This is a genomic window from Mycobacterium parmense, from assembly GCF_010730575.1.
Lineage (GTDB): Bacteria > Actinomycetota > Actinomycetes > Mycobacteriales > Mycobacteriaceae > Mycobacterium > Mycobacterium parmense.
This window is the reverse complement of sequence record NZ_AP022614.1, coordinates 2,642,674-2,656,561: the sequence shown is the minus strand read 5'-3', so window position 1 is coordinate 2,656,561 and position 13,888 is coordinate 2,642,674. Positions and strand designations below refer to the sequence as shown.

The window sequence follows — 13,888 nt, the reverse complement described above, 5'->3', positions numbered from 1 at the left end:
ACCGGTGCCGACTTCGATAGGCTGTGCGGCCATGACGAGCATGTGGAACGCCCCGTTCCATCGCCGCTGGCGCGGGCAGCGGCTGCGGGATCCCCGCCAGGCCAAGTTCCTCACGCTGGCCTCGCTGAAGTGGGTGATCGCCCACCGCGCCTACACGCCCTGGTACCTGGTGCGGTACTGGCGCCTGCTGAAGTTCAAGCTGGCCAACCCGCACATCATCACCCGGGGCATGGTGTTCATCGGCAAGGGCGTGGAGATCCACGCGACCCCGGAGCTCGCCCAGCTCGAGATCGGTCGCTGGGTGCACATCGGCGACAAGAACACCATCCGCGCGCACGAGGGCTCGCTGCGGTTCGGCGACAAGGTGGTGCTCGGCCGCGACAACGTCATCAACACCTACCTCGACATCGAGCTCGGTGACTCGGTCCTGATGGCCGACTGGTGCTACGTCTGCGATTTCGACCACCGCATGGACGACATCAACCTGCCGATCAAGGACCAGGGCATCGTCAAGTCACCGGTGCGCATCGGGCCGGACACCTGGGTCGGGGTGAAGGTCACCGTGCTGCGCGGCACCTCCGTCGGGCGCGGCTGCGTCCTGGGCTCGCACGCGGTGGTGCGCGGCGTCGTCCCCGACTACTCCATCGCGGTCGGCGCGCCGGCGAAGGTGGTCAAGAACCGGCAGCTGTCCTGGGAGAGCTCGGCCGCGCAGCGCGCCGAACTGGCCGCCGCCCTGGCCGATATCGAGCGCAAGAAGGCGGCGCGTTAGCCGGAGATGCCCTGGTAGCGGCGCAGCGCCTCGGTCCGCTCGGCGCCGTGGTCGACGATGGCTTGCGGGTAACCCTTCGGCCGGTCGCCTTTGCGCAGATGCGCATCGTCGGCCTCCCGCAGCTCGGGAACCCAGCGCCGGATGTAATCCCCCTGCGGATCGAACTTGGCGCCCTGCGTGATCGGATTGAACACCCGGAAGTACGGCGCCGCGTCGGTGCCCGACCCGGCGCACCACTGCCAGCCGTGTTGGTTGTTGGCCATGTCGCCGTCGACGAGCTGATCGAGGAACCATTCGGCGCCCCACTGCCACGGCAGGTGCAGGTCCTTGACCAGAAACGAGGCGACTACCATCCGCACCCGGTTGTGCAGGAAGCCGGTGTCGTGCAGTTGGCGCATCCCGGCGTCGACCAGCGGGAAGCCGGTCCGGCCGGATTTCCACGACTCGAAGCGGCGTCTCGCCTCGGCGCCGGTGTCGGTCGCAATGGAATCGAAGTCGCTGTTCCAGTTGCGCCACACGCTGGCCGGCCAGTGATGCAGCACGTCGGCGTAGAAGTCGCGGAAGGCCAACTCGCGCAGGTACGCCAGCGCCCCGCTGCTGCGCAGGTCGAGGTCGGCGACCAGGGTGCGCGGGTGGATCGTGCCGAACTTCAGATGCGCCGACATCCGGCTGGTGCCCGCGAGGTCGGGCCGGTTGCGGTCGTCGGCGTAGCGCCGCAGCCCGTCGTCGACGAACGCCCTCCACGCCCGGTGCGCCGCCCGTTCGCCGGCTTCGAGGTCGAGGCCGGCACCGGGGTCCGGGATGTTGATCTGCCGGACACCGGCCTGCGCGGGGTCCAGCCAGCGCGCGGAGCCGGGACCCGACCGCGCGGGCTTGCGCCACCCGGTCTGGCGCCAGGCGGACAGGAAGGGTGTGAACACCTTGTAGGGCGTGCCGTCCTTCTTGGTGATGCGACCGGGTGAGACGAGATACGGCGAGCCCGTGGCCACCAGCGGCACCGACCCCAGCGCCGCGCGCACCGCGTCGTCGCGGCGCTTCCCGAACGGCGCAAAGTCCTGCGTGATGTGCACCGCGGAGGCGCCGATCTCCTTGGCGATGCGGGGGATCTGCTCGTCCGGCCGGCCGCGGGTCACCAGCAGCCGGCCGTCGAGGTCGTCGCGCAGCCCGCGCAGCGCGTCACCCAGGAACTGCATGCGCCGGTTGCCCGCGCTGGCTTCCAGCCGCGGGTCGAGCACGAAGCAGGCCAGCGTGTCGCCGTCGGCGGCCGCGGCCGCCAGCGCCGGGTGATCGGCTAACCGCAGGTCGCGACGGAACCACAACAGCGTCGGCATGATTCGTGGATTTCCTTAATCGTTGAGGCGCCAAACATGCGTGGCCAAAACGGTCGCGAAGGCGCACCACGCCGGATAGGGCGCCAGCGCCAGGCCGGCGCGGCGGTCGGCCCGCGCGGCCCGCCGGGCCAGATCCGCGCTGCTCGCCGTCAGCGCGGCGGCGCCGAGCGCGGAGGCGCCCAGTTTGTGGTAACGGAAGAACAGCCAGCTCCATCCGGCGTTCATCGCCAGGTTCAGGCCGAGTGCGGCGGCATAGCGGCGGGCCTCGTCGTGCCGTCCCGCGGCGCGCAACCGCTCGATGGCCACGGCGGAGGCGGTGGCGATGTCGGCGTAGAGGGCGGTCCACACGAGGGGGAACGCGACGCTGGGCGGCTGGTAGGCCGGCTTTTCAAGCCGCGAGTACCACATCGGCACCCGCTTGGGGCTCGCGATGCTTCCGGTGCCGGCCGCGGCGGCGACAGCGGCCGCGGTGACGGCTAGGATCGACCTGTTCACGGTATGCTCCGTTCTTCTGGAATTGAATTGTCTTGCTGTTCAACAGGATTGGCACGGGACGGATCGGCGGGCCACCAGATGCGGTCGCCGATGAGGGCGAACAGCGCCGGAATCACCAGCGTGCGTACGACGAAGGTGTCGAGCAGGATGCCCAGTCCCACGATGATCCCGAGTTGGGTCAGCACGATGAGCGGCAACACCCCCAGCACGCAGAACACCGCTGCCAGAACGATTCCCGCGCTGGTGATGACGCCACCGGTGGCCGACACGGCGCGGACCATGCCGTCGCGCGCGCCGCGCTGGGCGGCCTCCTCGCGGGCGCGGGTGACCAGGAAGATGGTGTAGTCGACGCCCAGGGCGGCCAAGAACAGGAACGCGAACAGCGGCGTGCTGTTGTCCAGCGCGGAGAACCCGAAGACGTGCAGGCAGGACCAGCCGCCGACGCCCAGTGCGGCCAGCGCGCCGAGAATCGTTGCGGCCAACAGGGTCGGCGGCGCGGGCAGCGACCGTAACAGCGCGAAGAGGACCGCCAGGATGACGGCCAGGATCGCCGGGATCAGGACCCGCCGGTCGTGCGTCGCGGCGTCGCGGACGTCGAGGGCCTGCGCGTCGGCGCCGCCCACCAGCGCGGTGGGATCGACGGCCCGGGTCGAATCGCGAAGCGCCGCAACGTCGGTGAATGCCGGGTCGGAGGCCGGGGGGGCGTCGATCACCACCGACCACTTCGTCAGACCCGCCGCCGACCGGCCGGCTTCGGTGACCGAGACGACGCCGGCGCTCGCCGCTATCGCCGATTGCACCTGCGGCGCTTGCGCGGTGGATGCCACGACCAGCACCGGGCTGGTCGTCCCGGCGGGAAAGTGCGCGGCGACGATGTCGTACCCGGACACCGAATCCGCGCGAACCCGGAACTGCTCGGTCTGCGACAGGCCGATCCGGGTGCCCAGCAGCCCGGTGGCCAGGACCGCCAGCGCCGCAACCGCGGCCGCCGCGACCGGACCGGGGTGCCGGCCCACCCACTGCGCGACGCGGTGCCAGCCACCGGACTCCGCGGACGCGTCGTCGCCAGGGCGGGGGATGAACGGCCAGAACAACCGCCGCCCGCACACCGCCAGCAGGGGCCCCAGCACCACCAGGACCGACAGCGCGGCGACGACCAGCCCGCACGCCGCCAGGGCACCTAGGCTGCGCGTGCTCGGGGTGGCGGCGAACAGGAGCGTCAGCAGGGCCAGGACCACGGTGGCGTTGCTGGCCAGGATCGCGGGTCCGGCCATCCGCACGGCGCGCCGCAGGGCCGTTCTGTGTTCGGGATACCCGCGCAGTTCCTGCCGGTAGCGGGAGATCAGCAGCAGCGCGTAGTTGGTGCCGGCACCGAAGACCAGCACGCTGGTGATGCCGGAGGTGGCGCCGTCGAAGCTCAGGCTGGTCTGCGACGCCACCGCGGTCCCCACGGCCGCTGCCACCCGGTCGGCGAACCCGACCACCAGCAACGGCACCAGCCACAGCACCGGCGACCGGTAGGTCGCGATCAGCAGCAGCGCCACCACCGACGCGGTCACGGCCAGCAGCGTGACGTTGGCGCCGGTGAACGCGTTGGCGATGTCGGCGCCGAAAGCGGGGCCGCCGGTGACGTGGGCCCGCAGGTTGGACGGCAGGCCCTCGTGGGCGGCGGTGCGCAGCGCGGCCACCGCGTGGGTGAGCTCGAGCCCCGACAGGTCGGTGCTGACGGGGACCACAGCGATGGCGACTTTGCCGTCGTGCGAGACCACCACCGGCTGATCGGGCCCGCCGACCTGCGCGGTCGCCTCCATCTGGTCGCGGGCCGACCGCGCCGCCGCGACGTCGGCGGGCTCCAGCGCCGCGCCGTCCGCGCGGTCGACCGCGAGCAGCAGGGGTGCGCGGTGCGCGCCGGGAAATTGGCCGGCCAGCGCGTCGACGCGCGCGGAGTCCGAGCGCGTGGGCACCGACCTCGGCGCCTGACCGGCCGCGGCGTTACCGCCGATGAGCACCGCGAACGCGATGCCCAGCGCCGCGGCGGTCAACCCGATCAGCCAGGATCGGCGTCCGGTCACCGCGGCCGCCACAATATCCCACACGACACAACCATTTCATTTTGTTAAACGTTAATCAACTGAAATTATGGAGTGTCGGCATCCCGAGGGGGCAGTATGGACAGTATGGACCCGAGATCGTCGCGCCGGAGCGTCGCTGATGAGGGCTGAACCGGCCAGGATCACCGATCGCAAGCGGCGCCACATCGACGTATGCCTCAGCGAGCCGGTCGGCTACGACGGGGTGAGCACGGGGCTGGAGCGTTATGCGTTGCCCTACAACGCCTTGACGCAGACCAGCCTGCGCGACGTCGACGTGTCCGTGGAGTTCTTCGGCGCGCGGCTGCGGGCGCCGGTGCTGATCGGCGCGATGACGGGCGGCGCGGAGTTGTCGCGGACGATCAACCGGAACCTGGCCGTCGCCGCGCAGCAGCTGGGCATCGGCATGATGCTCGGATCGCAGCGGATCATGCTCGACAGCGCGCTGGGCGAGCGCGCTGCTGCCAGCTTCACCGTCCGGGACCTGGCCCCGGATGTGCTGCTGTTCGGCAACATCGGGCTCTCGCAGCTGGCCCGGTCGACGGTCGCAGACCTCGCCAAGGCGCTTGACCGGGTGGGCGCCGATGCCCTTGCGGTGCACACCAATCCGTTGCAGGAGGCGATCCAGGACGACGGCGACACCGATTTCTCCGGCTCGCTCGACCGGCTGCGTGAGGCGGCGGGGGCGGTGGGCTTCCCGGTGCTGCTCAAGGAGGTCGGCCACGGCATCGGCGCCGCGGCGATCACCGAACTGCTCGGCGCTGACGGCGATCTGCCGGTGACGGGCATCGACGTGGCGGGTGCGGGCGGCACCTCGTGGTCGCGAGTCGAGCAGTTCGTCCGCTACGGCGAACTGCGCTATCCGCACCTGGCGGACTGGGGTATCCCCACCGCCCAGGCGATCGTGGAGGTGCGCGCGGCATTGCCCGACGTGCCGCTGGTTGCGTCCGGTGGCATTCGGACGGGGATGGACGCCGCGAAGGCGATCGCGCTCGGCGCCGACGTCGTGGCGGTGGCCCGGCCGCTGCTGCCCGCAGCGATCGAATCGGCTGCGGCGGTGGTGGACTGGCTGCAGCCGTTCATCGACGAACTGCGGGTCTGCCTGCACGGCTGCGGCGCGGCCAGCCTGTCCGGCTTGCGCGGCGTCGACATGACCCCCGCCCGGTAGATGCCTTCGACGTGGCGGTGATCCTGGCATACGGCTCGCCGGCGCTGGGGCATCTGCTGCCGGTCGGCGCGCTGCTTTGCGAGCTCGTGCGGCGCGGCCACCAGGTTCACCTGCGCACGATGTCCGACGGCGTGGAGATGATGCGCGCGGTCGGCGTGCACGCAGAGCCCGTCGCCCCGGGCATCGAGGCGATCGCGGGACGGGACTGGCAGGCGCGAAATGCGCTGGGAGTGCTGAAGATATCTATCGACACCCTATGCCGTCGGGCGGCGCCCGAGGTGGACGATCTGCGCCGGGCGGTGGACGCGGTGCGCCCCGACGCGGTCATCGTCGACGCGAACTGCTGGGGAGCGATGTCCGCGGCCGAGGCGGGGGATCTGCCGTGGTTGGTGTTCTCACCGTTCACCCCCTATCTGCGGTCGCGCGGGGTGCCGCCGTTCGGCCCTGGGCTGCGACCGCTGCCGGGCGTCGTCGGTGAGCTGCGGGACGGCTCGGTGCGGCCGCTGGTCAGGCATCTCTTCGACCGGCCGATACTGCCGCGCGTCAACGCGATTCGCGCCCGGCTCGGCGTGTCGCCGGTCGCCTCGGTGGACGACCTCATGCGGCGGGCCCCCCTGCTGTTGGCCACCGGCGGTGAGCCGTTCGAGTATCGGCATCCGGGTTGGGGTGACCTGGTGCATCACATCGGAGCATGCGTGTTCGAGCCCGCGCCGTCGGCACCGCCGGACTGGATCGCCGCCATCGACCGGCCGCTGGTCCTGGTGAACACGTCCTCGCTGAGGCAGCCCGACGCCGCCCTGGGCCGGATCGCGTTGCAGGCTCTCGCCGGTGAGCAGGTGCACGTGGTGGCCACCTTCCCGGCGGGGATTCCGCCCGGCCTGCCGCGGCCGGCCAACGCGACGGTGTGCCGGTTCGTCTCGCACTCGGCGCTACTCGAGCGGGCCAGCTGCGCGATCACGCACGGGGGGATGGGTACGACGCTCAAAGCGCTCGATCGCGGCGTGCCGGTCTGCGCGGTGCCTTTCGCCCGCGACCAGGCAGAGGTGGCCCGGCGGGTGGAGGTGGCCCGCTGCGGCACCCGCCTGGCGGCCAAGCGGCTCACCCCGGCGCGGCTGAGGGCGAAGGTGCAGCAGGCGATGTCGATGGCCGACGGCGCGCGCCGTGTGGCCGCCGGTTTCGCCGCCACCGGGGGAGTGGCCCGGGGGGCGGACCTGATCGAGCAGCGGGTGCTCGGCCCCGCGGCCCGGCGACGGGTTCGCTAGGCAGAGTCGCCGGCGCCTGAGCGGAGCGCGCGGCGCCCGCGGGCCCGGGTGCGCTCCGGCCCGGCGTCCGACGGTTTGTGCGCGGCGAGTCGAGCCTCGAATGTGGCCATCGCGTCGATCATGGCGGTGAGCACCCGGTGCGCCGCGAGCAGGTCGCTGTCCGGCAGATCGGCCATGGCCGTGTGCAGTTCGGCGCCCAGGGGGGTGAAGAAGGAGCGGGCCAGCTCCATGCCGGGCTTCTCGTAGCGCAGATGCGACTTGCGGCGGTCCGACGGATCGGGCTCGCGCCGGATGTGACCCGCGTCGATCATCCGGTCCACGAGATAGGTGATGGCGGCCGACGAGACGTCCATGCGCTGCCGCAATTGGGCCAGGGTCAGTGGCGATCCGGCCGTCTCGGCGACCATGATGTGCAGCAGCGCGTGGAAGTCGCTGCCGCTGACCGAGTTTTGACGCGCGAAGTGCCGGCCGATTCGGTCAGATTGCGCGGTGACGGCCCGCATGTCGGCCGACATCATCTTTTCCAGTTCGGCTCGGTCTGGCTGCCGATCGGCAGCGCCGCGCTTGGTCACCTACCCGGTCCTTCTCACGAGACACGCCGACCGGTCGACGATGGGACGGCCGGCGGCTACAGCCTACGGCACCGCCGCGCCGGCACGGCAACGCCGCTGGTGGCCGTGTCGGGTCAGGACTAGTCGGGGTCGGCCGCCACGGGCCATCCCCGCACGACGTCAGTCCACGCGCTTCAGCGCATCCGGCCTGTGCACGGCGTCCCCGCCGCTTTTCTCGCTGCGAACCTTGTACTGCGGATCGTCTTCGGAGGCGCGCACGGTCCGGCCGGCCGCCTTGGTGTCTGAGGTGAGCTTGGCCTCGACCACGCCCTCGGCGGTGCCGCCGTGGCTGCGCCACGTGACCCTGTCGCCCTTGTGGAATTCTTTGTCGCTCATGCGTTCTCCTTCCCCGCGACCGCCCGGTCGCTGCGCCCCCGGTGCGCGGTGGCGGTGACGTCACGCGCGATGCCGCCGAATACGGCGTCACGATATGGCGCGGACGCGGTCCAAAACAGTTGCCCCGCAAGGCCATAAGGCTGGAACAGCGCGCGCTGCCGGTATTCCGAGCCGCCGTTGCCGTCGGGGCCCGCGGACAGCTCCAGCCAGAGCCGGCCCGGCAGCGGGATATCGGCACGCAGCCGCAGCAGCCGGGGCGGGTCGGTGTGCTCCACCCGCCACCAGTCCAGCGCCTCGCCGTCGTGCGGCTGGTGGCCGTCGAGCCGCCGGCGCACTCCCACGGCGCCCAGCAGCCCGTTGACCCACCCGCGCAACGGCCATCCCCACGGCACCACCGACCAGTTCCGTTGCGTCACAGCAGTTTCGATGGCCCGCCAGAGCGTCGCGGGATCGACGTGGCTGTGCCGGCGGCGGACGTCGTCGTAAAGTGGCCCGCCGGACCATTGCGGGTCGGTGGGCAACGGCTGGGAGGGGGAGCCATCGGTGTCGGCGCGCGACCACTTGGTGCGCAGCTCGCTGTGACGGACGTGGCCGAGCGCGAGTTCGACGGCCTCCTCGTAGTGGGTCAGCCCGTTCTCGGGATCGGGGATGTAGCGGGCGATGTCGTGGTCGGCGCACACCACGTCGTTCTCCAGGGACTCCATCAACGACACGGCGAGCTGGCGGGGCAGGGGAGTCAGCAAATCGACCCAGGGTGCCGAAAGTCCCGGCGTGAGTAGGGGTATCGGCACCTCGGGCCGGCGTGGCAGGCCGGCCACCGCCGCATACTTGCGGATCATCTCGGTATAGCTGAAACGGTCGGGGCCGCCGATGTCGAAGGGCCGGTTTACCCCGGAGGGTAGCCGCGCCGACTCGACCAGGTAGTACAGCACGTCGCGGACCGCGATCGGCTGCACGCGGGTCCGCAGCCAGCGCGGGGCCACGATGAGCGGCAGGCGCTCGGTGAGATAGCGCAGCATCTCGAAGCTGGCCGACCCCGCCCCGATGATCGCGGCGGCGCGCAGCTCGACCGTCGGCACCCCGGATTCCATGAGCAGCTCGCCCACCTGCGCCCGCGAGGCGAGGTGGTCGGACAACTTCTGGCCGTCGGGGATGATGCCGCCCACGTAGACGATGCGGGACACCCCCGCCCCCGCGGCGCAGTCCGCGACGATGCGGGCGGCGCGGTCGTCGAAGTCCACGAAGTCCGAACGCAACAGGGAATGCACCAGGTAGTACAGGACATCCTGGCCCTCGAGCGCCGCGGAGACGGCGCTTGCGTCGATGACGTCGCCCTGCACGATCTCCACCTGGTCGCGCCACGCGACGTTGTCGAGCTTCTTGGGATCGCGCGCCATCACCCGGACCTGGTGACCGGCCGCCAGCAATTCCGGGGCCAGGCGCGTGCCGAGGTAACCCGTGGCACCGAACACCACGCAGCGCATCAAATCACTGTCCTGTGCCTCATGGCTTCTCCCCGCCCTGTTATGCGTGCCTGTGTGCTGTGCATTCCCGCCGCGGGGCGCCCCGAACCTCGCTGCGGCCACTTCGGAGGTTAAATTTCTTAATAGTTAAGCTAATGCCCAGACCGGGCGATCGCCAGGGCTGGCGGCGAGGTCAGTCGTGTCTGACGTCCCTCTTGGCCGCGCGCCTCACCTGAATCATCCGCGCGGCGCCGACCAGCACGGCGATGGTCGCGCCGGCAACCGCGGACAGCAGGTATCCGACCCCGACCGGCAGGGTCCAATCGAAGACCAAAAAGTGCAGGGCGACGGTGTCGGTGTTCTGCGCGACGAAGACGAGCAGCACGACCAGGATGATCGAGCCGACGACGAGTGCCCACCAGGCGGCCGCGAGCCGGGTGAACGGGGAAGGGGGCGCGGAACGCGAAAGGGCGCGCCGCCCGGACGAGTGAGTGCTCATGATGAGGTCTTGCCCGCATTGCGGGCGCCCAAACCCGTTTTGCCCGCATCGCGGGCGCCCAAACCCGATGTGAGGCTCGGTTGCGCCACGGGTGAGGACACCGGAAGAACAAATATTAGGTGATGTTGTGCGGCGGACCTCCGGATGGTCCGCCCGGCAACCTCGGGGAGCAGTTCCGCCGATGTTGCACCGCAACCCCGCCGGACCGGTGCGGCCGGTCCGAGGCCCGACGCATCGTGTTAGCGTATCCGGCACAAATATTTGGTTGATCCGTGGACACCGAGACAAGTGAGGACCCCACCATGACCGGCGCCCAGGCCGTCGACCTCTACTACGACCCCTTCGACTTCGACATCGACGACAACCCCTACCCGGTGTTCAAGAGGATGCGGGAGGAAGCCCCGCTCTATTACAACGAGAAGTTCGGCTTCTACGCGCTGAGCCGCTACGACGACGTCGCCCGGGAGCTGCCCAACTGGCAGACCTACCGATCGGGCCGCGGCACGACCATGGATGTCATCAGGAGCGGGCTCGAGGTGCCTCCGGGGGTGATCCTCTTCGAGGATCCGCCGCTGCACGACCTGCACCGCCGCCTGCTGTCACGGGTCTTCACACCGCGGCGGATGGAAGCGATCGAGCCGCTGACCCGGCAGTTCTGCGAGCGCGCGCTCGAGGCGGTCGACCCGGAGCGCTTCGACTTCATCGCGGACCTCGGCGCCTTGATCCCGATGCGGACCATCGGTTACCTGCTCGGCATTCCCGAGCAGAACCAGGCGTCGATCCGCGACAACACCGATCACGCGATCGGCCTCAAGGAGGACGAGGCTTCCTACGTTGTGTCCGACGACGCGTTCGAACAGGCCTACCAGGTGTTCGCCGACTACATCGACTGGCGGGCCGAACACCCCTCCGATGACCTGATGACGCAGCTGCTCAACGCCGAGATCGAGGACGGCGGCGGGGTCCGGCGGCTGACCCGCACCGAGGTGCTCACCTACACGAGCATGATCGCCGGGGCCGGCAACGAGACCACCACGCGGCTGATCGGGTTCACCGCGCAACTGCTGGCCGACCATCCCGACCAGCGCCGGGAGCTCGTCGCGGATCGCTCGCTGCTGCCGGGCGCCATCGAAGAGGTGCTGCGTTACGAGGCGCCCTCGCCCGTGCAGGCGCGCTACGTCGCCCACGACACCGAATGCCGGGGCCAGCCGATCGCCGAGGGCTCGATCATGCTGCTGCTCAATGGCTCGGCCAATCGCGACGAGAGCCGGTTCCCCGACGGCGAGCGCTTCGACATCCACCGCGGCGGCGGGCATCTCAGCTTCGGGCAGGGCCTGCACTTCTGCATGGGCTCCGCGCTCGCGCGCATGCAGGCGCGCGTGGTTTTCGAGGAGGTCATCAGGCGGTGGCCGGACTGGGAGGTCGACTATTCTCACGCCGCGAAGGCGCACACCGCCAGCGTGCGGGGGTGGGGCAGGCTGCCTGTGGTCCTGGGCTAACCCGACGCCGAGGCGACGCCGCGCAGCAGCGTGTCGCGAAGATGCACCTGCGCGGCCGTGGCGCCGATATCGGCCACGATGTTCTCCGGCATCCATTGCAGGCTGATGATGCAGCGCGCGAGCATCTCCCGGGGGGCGTCGTCGATCTTTATCTCACCCGACTTGATGCCTTGAGCGAGAAGGGCTTTGGTCTGCTTGAGCCGGGTGGGGAACTCGACACTGGGGTTTGCGGCGTCCGGGGGGATCTGGCGCATCCACGCGAGCTGGATGCGGAACTCGTCGCCGAAGCGTTGCAGCGCGTTGATGTTGACCCAGCCGAGCGCGTCGAGCTTTTCGACCGGCGTCGACTGCGCGCGCAGGACGCGTTTCGCACAGGCCTCCACCTTCTCCCCGAAGCCGCCCATGATCGAGGCCAGCAGCTCCTCCTTGGAGCCGATGTGACGAAAGACGGTGCCGTGGCCCATTCCCGCCGCGGCCGCGATGTCGCGGATCGTCGTGCCCTCGTATCCCCGGCGCCCGAACTCGCTGCGTGCCACCGCGCGGATGTGGGCGACCCGGTCGTCGGGTTCGGTGTCGTCGGTCCAGCCGGCGATGGCGTCGTTGGCGGCCAGGAACGCGGCGGACCGGTCGAGATCGGCGTCGGAGGGCCGGCCGGCGGCGAGCCCTTCGAAGATGATCCGGCAGAACAGCGTCGCGACATCCTCGGCCGGTGCGTTGTGCCGGACGACGTCGAGGCCGACCTGCAGCATGCTCTGGCAGATGCGGTCCGCCAGCACGCGCAGGTCGATCTCCGATCCGATCGATCCCGCCCATCGCGCCGCCCGCAGCGTCTGGTACACGGCGTCGAGCACCGCCGTCGGACGCCGGCGGGTCCACTCGATGAGTTCGGCGTTGGCGCTGGGGGTTTCATACATCGAGATCTGGATTGCGGCGCGATTGGCGACGGCGCACCGGGCCACCGCCGCCCCCAGCGCGGTGATCTGCCCGACCCCGGGGCGGGCGTCGGGGTCGTCGAGCGCCGCCAGCGCTTGCTCGGCGATGCGGTCCAGGTCGCGGTGGTAGCGCCGGAGCAGCTCCACCAGGAGCGCTTCCTTGGAGTCGAAGTGGTGATAGAGGCTGCCCGGCTGGATGCCGGCCGCGTCGGCGATCTCGTGCATCGAGGTGCGCAGCCCCGACGTTGCGATCAGCGAGGCGGCGGTCTCGAGAACCGCCGAGCGCCGAGTGGAATCGATGGAAGCGTTCTCCGACGTCGTCCGCGCCCGCGGGGTCACCGGGGGACGCTCCACAACACCGAGGCCGCTCCTGACGCGCGATTGAACCAGCGTTCGGTCAAACGCTAGCAGAACCCGGCGCGCATCCACCCCATTGGTGCCCAACGACATTGACAGGGGCGGCCAATGCTCACTACGTTAGACCAAACGTTAGGTTTATGGAGGCGACCCTCGACTCATGGCAATTGCAATCATGCTGGGGACGCTGTTCGGCCTGATCGCGATCGTCGCCGCCCTGGTGTGGCGATTCGACCCCGAGGCCCGTGAGCCGGCGCGCGGCGGTGAGTCATGACCGGGCTGACGCCGGTGATGAAGCTGGGCATCGCGTTCGCCTACCTCGGCGGGTTGGCGTTCGTGGCGTTCGGCGTCTACCGCAGCCTTCGTAGGGGCCGTGTGGATCCGCTCCTACTGGTGTGCATTTCGGCGATCTCGTTCTCCTGGATCGAGGCGCCGTACGACTGGGCGATGTACGCCCAGTTCCCCCCGGCCCTGCCGCGCATGCCGCCGTGGTGGCCCATGAACATGACCTGGGGCGGGTTGCCCGCCCCGGTCCCGCCCGGATACATCTCCTACTTCGTGCTGCCCGCGGTCATTGCGGCGTCCGCCGGACGCCGGGTGAGCGCGAGGTTGGGCTGGCGCCGCCCGCAGACCCTGCTGGGCGCGGGTCTGACGATCGGATTCCTGTGGGCGCTGCTGTTCAACGGCTTCGTCGGGGCCGAGCTCGGTGTCTTCTACTACGGCCGCGTGATCAGCGGGCTGGCTATCCGGGAGGGCACAAAACACCAGTATCCGCTCTACGATGCGCTGGCGATGGGGGTGCTGGTGATGGTGTTCGCCTACCTCCTCGGGCGTACGGACGCGCAGGGACGCACCGTCATCGACGTGTGGGCTGACTCGCACTCCGCCGGGCGCGTGCAGTCCGCGTTGCTGTCGATCGCCGCCGCCGTGGTCGTCGGGCACGTCGTGTACGGTGCCGTCTTCGCGCCGCACCTGGTGACCAAGCTGGCCGGCCTGGTGACCGTCGCCCCCGCCGGCGAGCTGTTCGACGGTGTGCCCAATCAGCCCCGATAGCTTTCCCGGCACGGGCGCTGGTT

Annotated in this window: 13 protein-coding genes; 5 read left to right on the top strand and 8 right to left on the bottom strand. The window is 70.2% G+C overall.

From position 1 onward, the window contains the following. The first annotated feature begins 31 nt into the window (after positions 1-31). A complete protein-coding gene (locus G6N48_RS12050) occupies positions 32-769 on the top strand; it encodes an acyltransferase (protein WP_085267944.1) in 738 nt (245 codons plus the stop codon). On the opposite strand, the gene G6N48_RS12045 is transcribed toward G6N48_RS12050, so the two are convergent. The 3 genes from G6N48_RS12045 to G6N48_RS12035 are packed head-to-tail and all read right to left on the bottom strand — an operon-like array spanning position 766 to position 4,691. Then, entirely contained in the window at positions 766-2,100 is a 1,335-nt protein-coding gene (locus tag G6N48_RS12045) for a cryptochrome/photolyase family protein (RefSeq protein WP_085267945.1), read from the bottom strand. The two genes, G6N48_RS12050 and G6N48_RS12045, sit on opposite strands and share 4 nt — an antisense overlap. A 15-nt stretch (positions 2,101-2,115) precedes the next feature. Next, complete coding sequence (locus G6N48_RS12040; protein WP_085267946.1) at positions 2,116-2,595, bottom strand: TspO/MBR family protein; 480 nt, start codon at positions 2,593-2,595, stop codon at positions 2,116-2,118. Beyond that, entirely contained in the window at positions 2,592-4,691 is a 2,100-nt protein-coding gene (locus G6N48_RS12035; protein WP_085267947.1) for an MMPL family transporter, read from the bottom strand. The genes G6N48_RS12040 and G6N48_RS12035 overlap by 4 nt, the downstream gene beginning before the upstream one ends. Before the next feature lie 115 nt (positions 4,692-4,806). Here G6N48_RS12035 and fni point away from each other — a divergent pair, with 115 nt between their 5' ends. Both fni and G6N48_RS12025 read left to right on the top strand, forming a co-directional pair. Next, positions 4,807-5,853 (top strand): type 2 isopentenyl-diphosphate Delta-isomerase, encoded by a 1,047-nt coding sequence (fni, locus tag G6N48_RS12030; RefSeq protein ID WP_085267948.1) that lies wholly within the window; start codon positions 4,807-4,809, stop codon positions 5,851-5,853. An 11-nt stretch (positions 5,854-5,864) separates the two neighbouring features. Then, positions 5,865-7,115, top strand: coding sequence for a glycosyltransferase (locus G6N48_RS12025; protein ID WP_085267949.1), 1,251 nt, complete (start codon positions 5,865-5,867; stop codon positions 7,113-7,115). On the opposite strand, the gene G6N48_RS12020 is transcribed toward G6N48_RS12025, so the two are convergent. From G6N48_RS12020 to G6N48_RS12005, 4 genes are all read right to left on the bottom strand, one after another. Further along, a complete protein-coding gene (locus tag G6N48_RS12020) occupies positions 7,112-7,687 on the bottom strand; it encodes a MarR family winged helix-turn-helix transcriptional regulator (RefSeq protein ID WP_085267950.1) in 576 nt (191 codons plus the stop codon). The two genes, G6N48_RS12025 and G6N48_RS12020, sit on opposite strands and share 4 nt — an antisense overlap. A 159-nt stretch (positions 7,688-7,846) precedes the next feature. Further along, entirely contained in the window at positions 7,847-8,062 is a 216-nt protein-coding gene (locus tag G6N48_RS12015) for a hypervirulence associated TUDOR domain-containing protein (RefSeq protein WP_085267951.1), read from the bottom strand. Then, positions 8,059-9,546, bottom strand: a complete 1,488-nt coding sequence (locus tag G6N48_RS12010; RefSeq protein WP_085267952.1) for a DUF2867 domain-containing protein — start codon at positions 9,544-9,546, stop codon at positions 8,059-8,061. The genes G6N48_RS12015 and G6N48_RS12010 overlap by 4 nt, the downstream gene beginning before the upstream one ends. Before the next feature lie 172 nt (positions 9,547-9,718). Further along, entirely contained in the window at positions 9,719-10,024 is a 306-nt protein-coding gene (locus G6N48_RS12005) for a LapA family protein (RefSeq protein ID WP_085267953.1), read from the bottom strand. Between the two features lie 302 nt (positions 10,025-10,326). Between G6N48_RS12005 and G6N48_RS12000 the strand changes: the two genes are divergently transcribed. Beyond that, a complete protein-coding gene (locus tag G6N48_RS12000; protein WP_085268073.1) occupies positions 10,327-11,523 on the top strand; it encodes a cytochrome P450 in 1,197 nt (398 codons plus the stop codon). Here the strand turns inward: G6N48_RS12000 and G6N48_RS11995 are convergent. Continuing rightward, positions 11,520-12,794, bottom strand: coding sequence for a TetR/AcrR family transcriptional regulator (locus G6N48_RS11995; protein ID WP_232066604.1), 1,275 nt, complete (start codon positions 12,792-12,794; stop codon positions 11,520-11,522). The two genes, G6N48_RS12000 and G6N48_RS11995, sit on opposite strands and share 4 nt — an antisense overlap. A gap of 288 nt (positions 12,795-13,082) precedes the next feature. Here G6N48_RS11995 and G6N48_RS11990 point away from each other — a divergent pair, with 288 nt between their 5' ends. Continuing rightward, positions 13,083-13,865 carry a spirocyclase AveC family protein gene (locus tag G6N48_RS11990; RefSeq protein ID WP_085267955.1) on the top strand — a complete coding sequence of 261 codons (783 nt, stop codon included), beginning with the start codon at positions 13,083-13,085 and terminating at the stop codon, positions 13,863-13,865. Positions 13,866-13,888 lie beyond the last annotated feature (23 nt).

Coding starts and splice junctions, on each gene's coding strand:
- G6N48_RS11990 (WP_085267955.1), top strand. CDS start 13,083: ATGACCGGGCTGACGCCGGTGATGAAGCTGGGCATCGCGTTCGCCTAC.
- fni (WP_085267948.1), top strand. CDS start 4,807: ATGAGGGCTGAACCGGCCAGGATCACCGATCGCAAGCGGCGCCACATC.
- G6N48_RS12010 (WP_085267952.1), bottom strand. CDS start 9,546: ATGCGCTGCGTGGTGTTCGGTGCCACGGGTTACCTCGGCACGCGCCTG.
- G6N48_RS12015 (WP_085267951.1), bottom strand. CDS start 8,062: ATGAGCGACAAAGAATTCCACAAGGGCGACAGGGTCACGTGGCGCAGC.
- G6N48_RS12050 (WP_085267944.1), top strand. CDS start 32: ATGACGAGCATGTGGAACGCCCCGTTCCATCGCCGCTGGCGCGGGCAG.
- G6N48_RS12045 (WP_085267945.1), bottom strand. CDS start 2,100: ATGCCGACGCTGTTGTGGTTCCGTCGCGACCTGCGGTTAGCCGATCAC.
- G6N48_RS12000 (WP_085268073.1), top strand. CDS start 10,327: ATGACCGGCGCCCAGGCCGTCGACCTCTACTACGACCCCTTCGACTTC.
- G6N48_RS12005 (WP_085267953.1), bottom strand. CDS start 10,024: ATGAGCACTCACTCGTCCGGGCGGCGCGCCCTTTCGCGTTCCGCGCCC.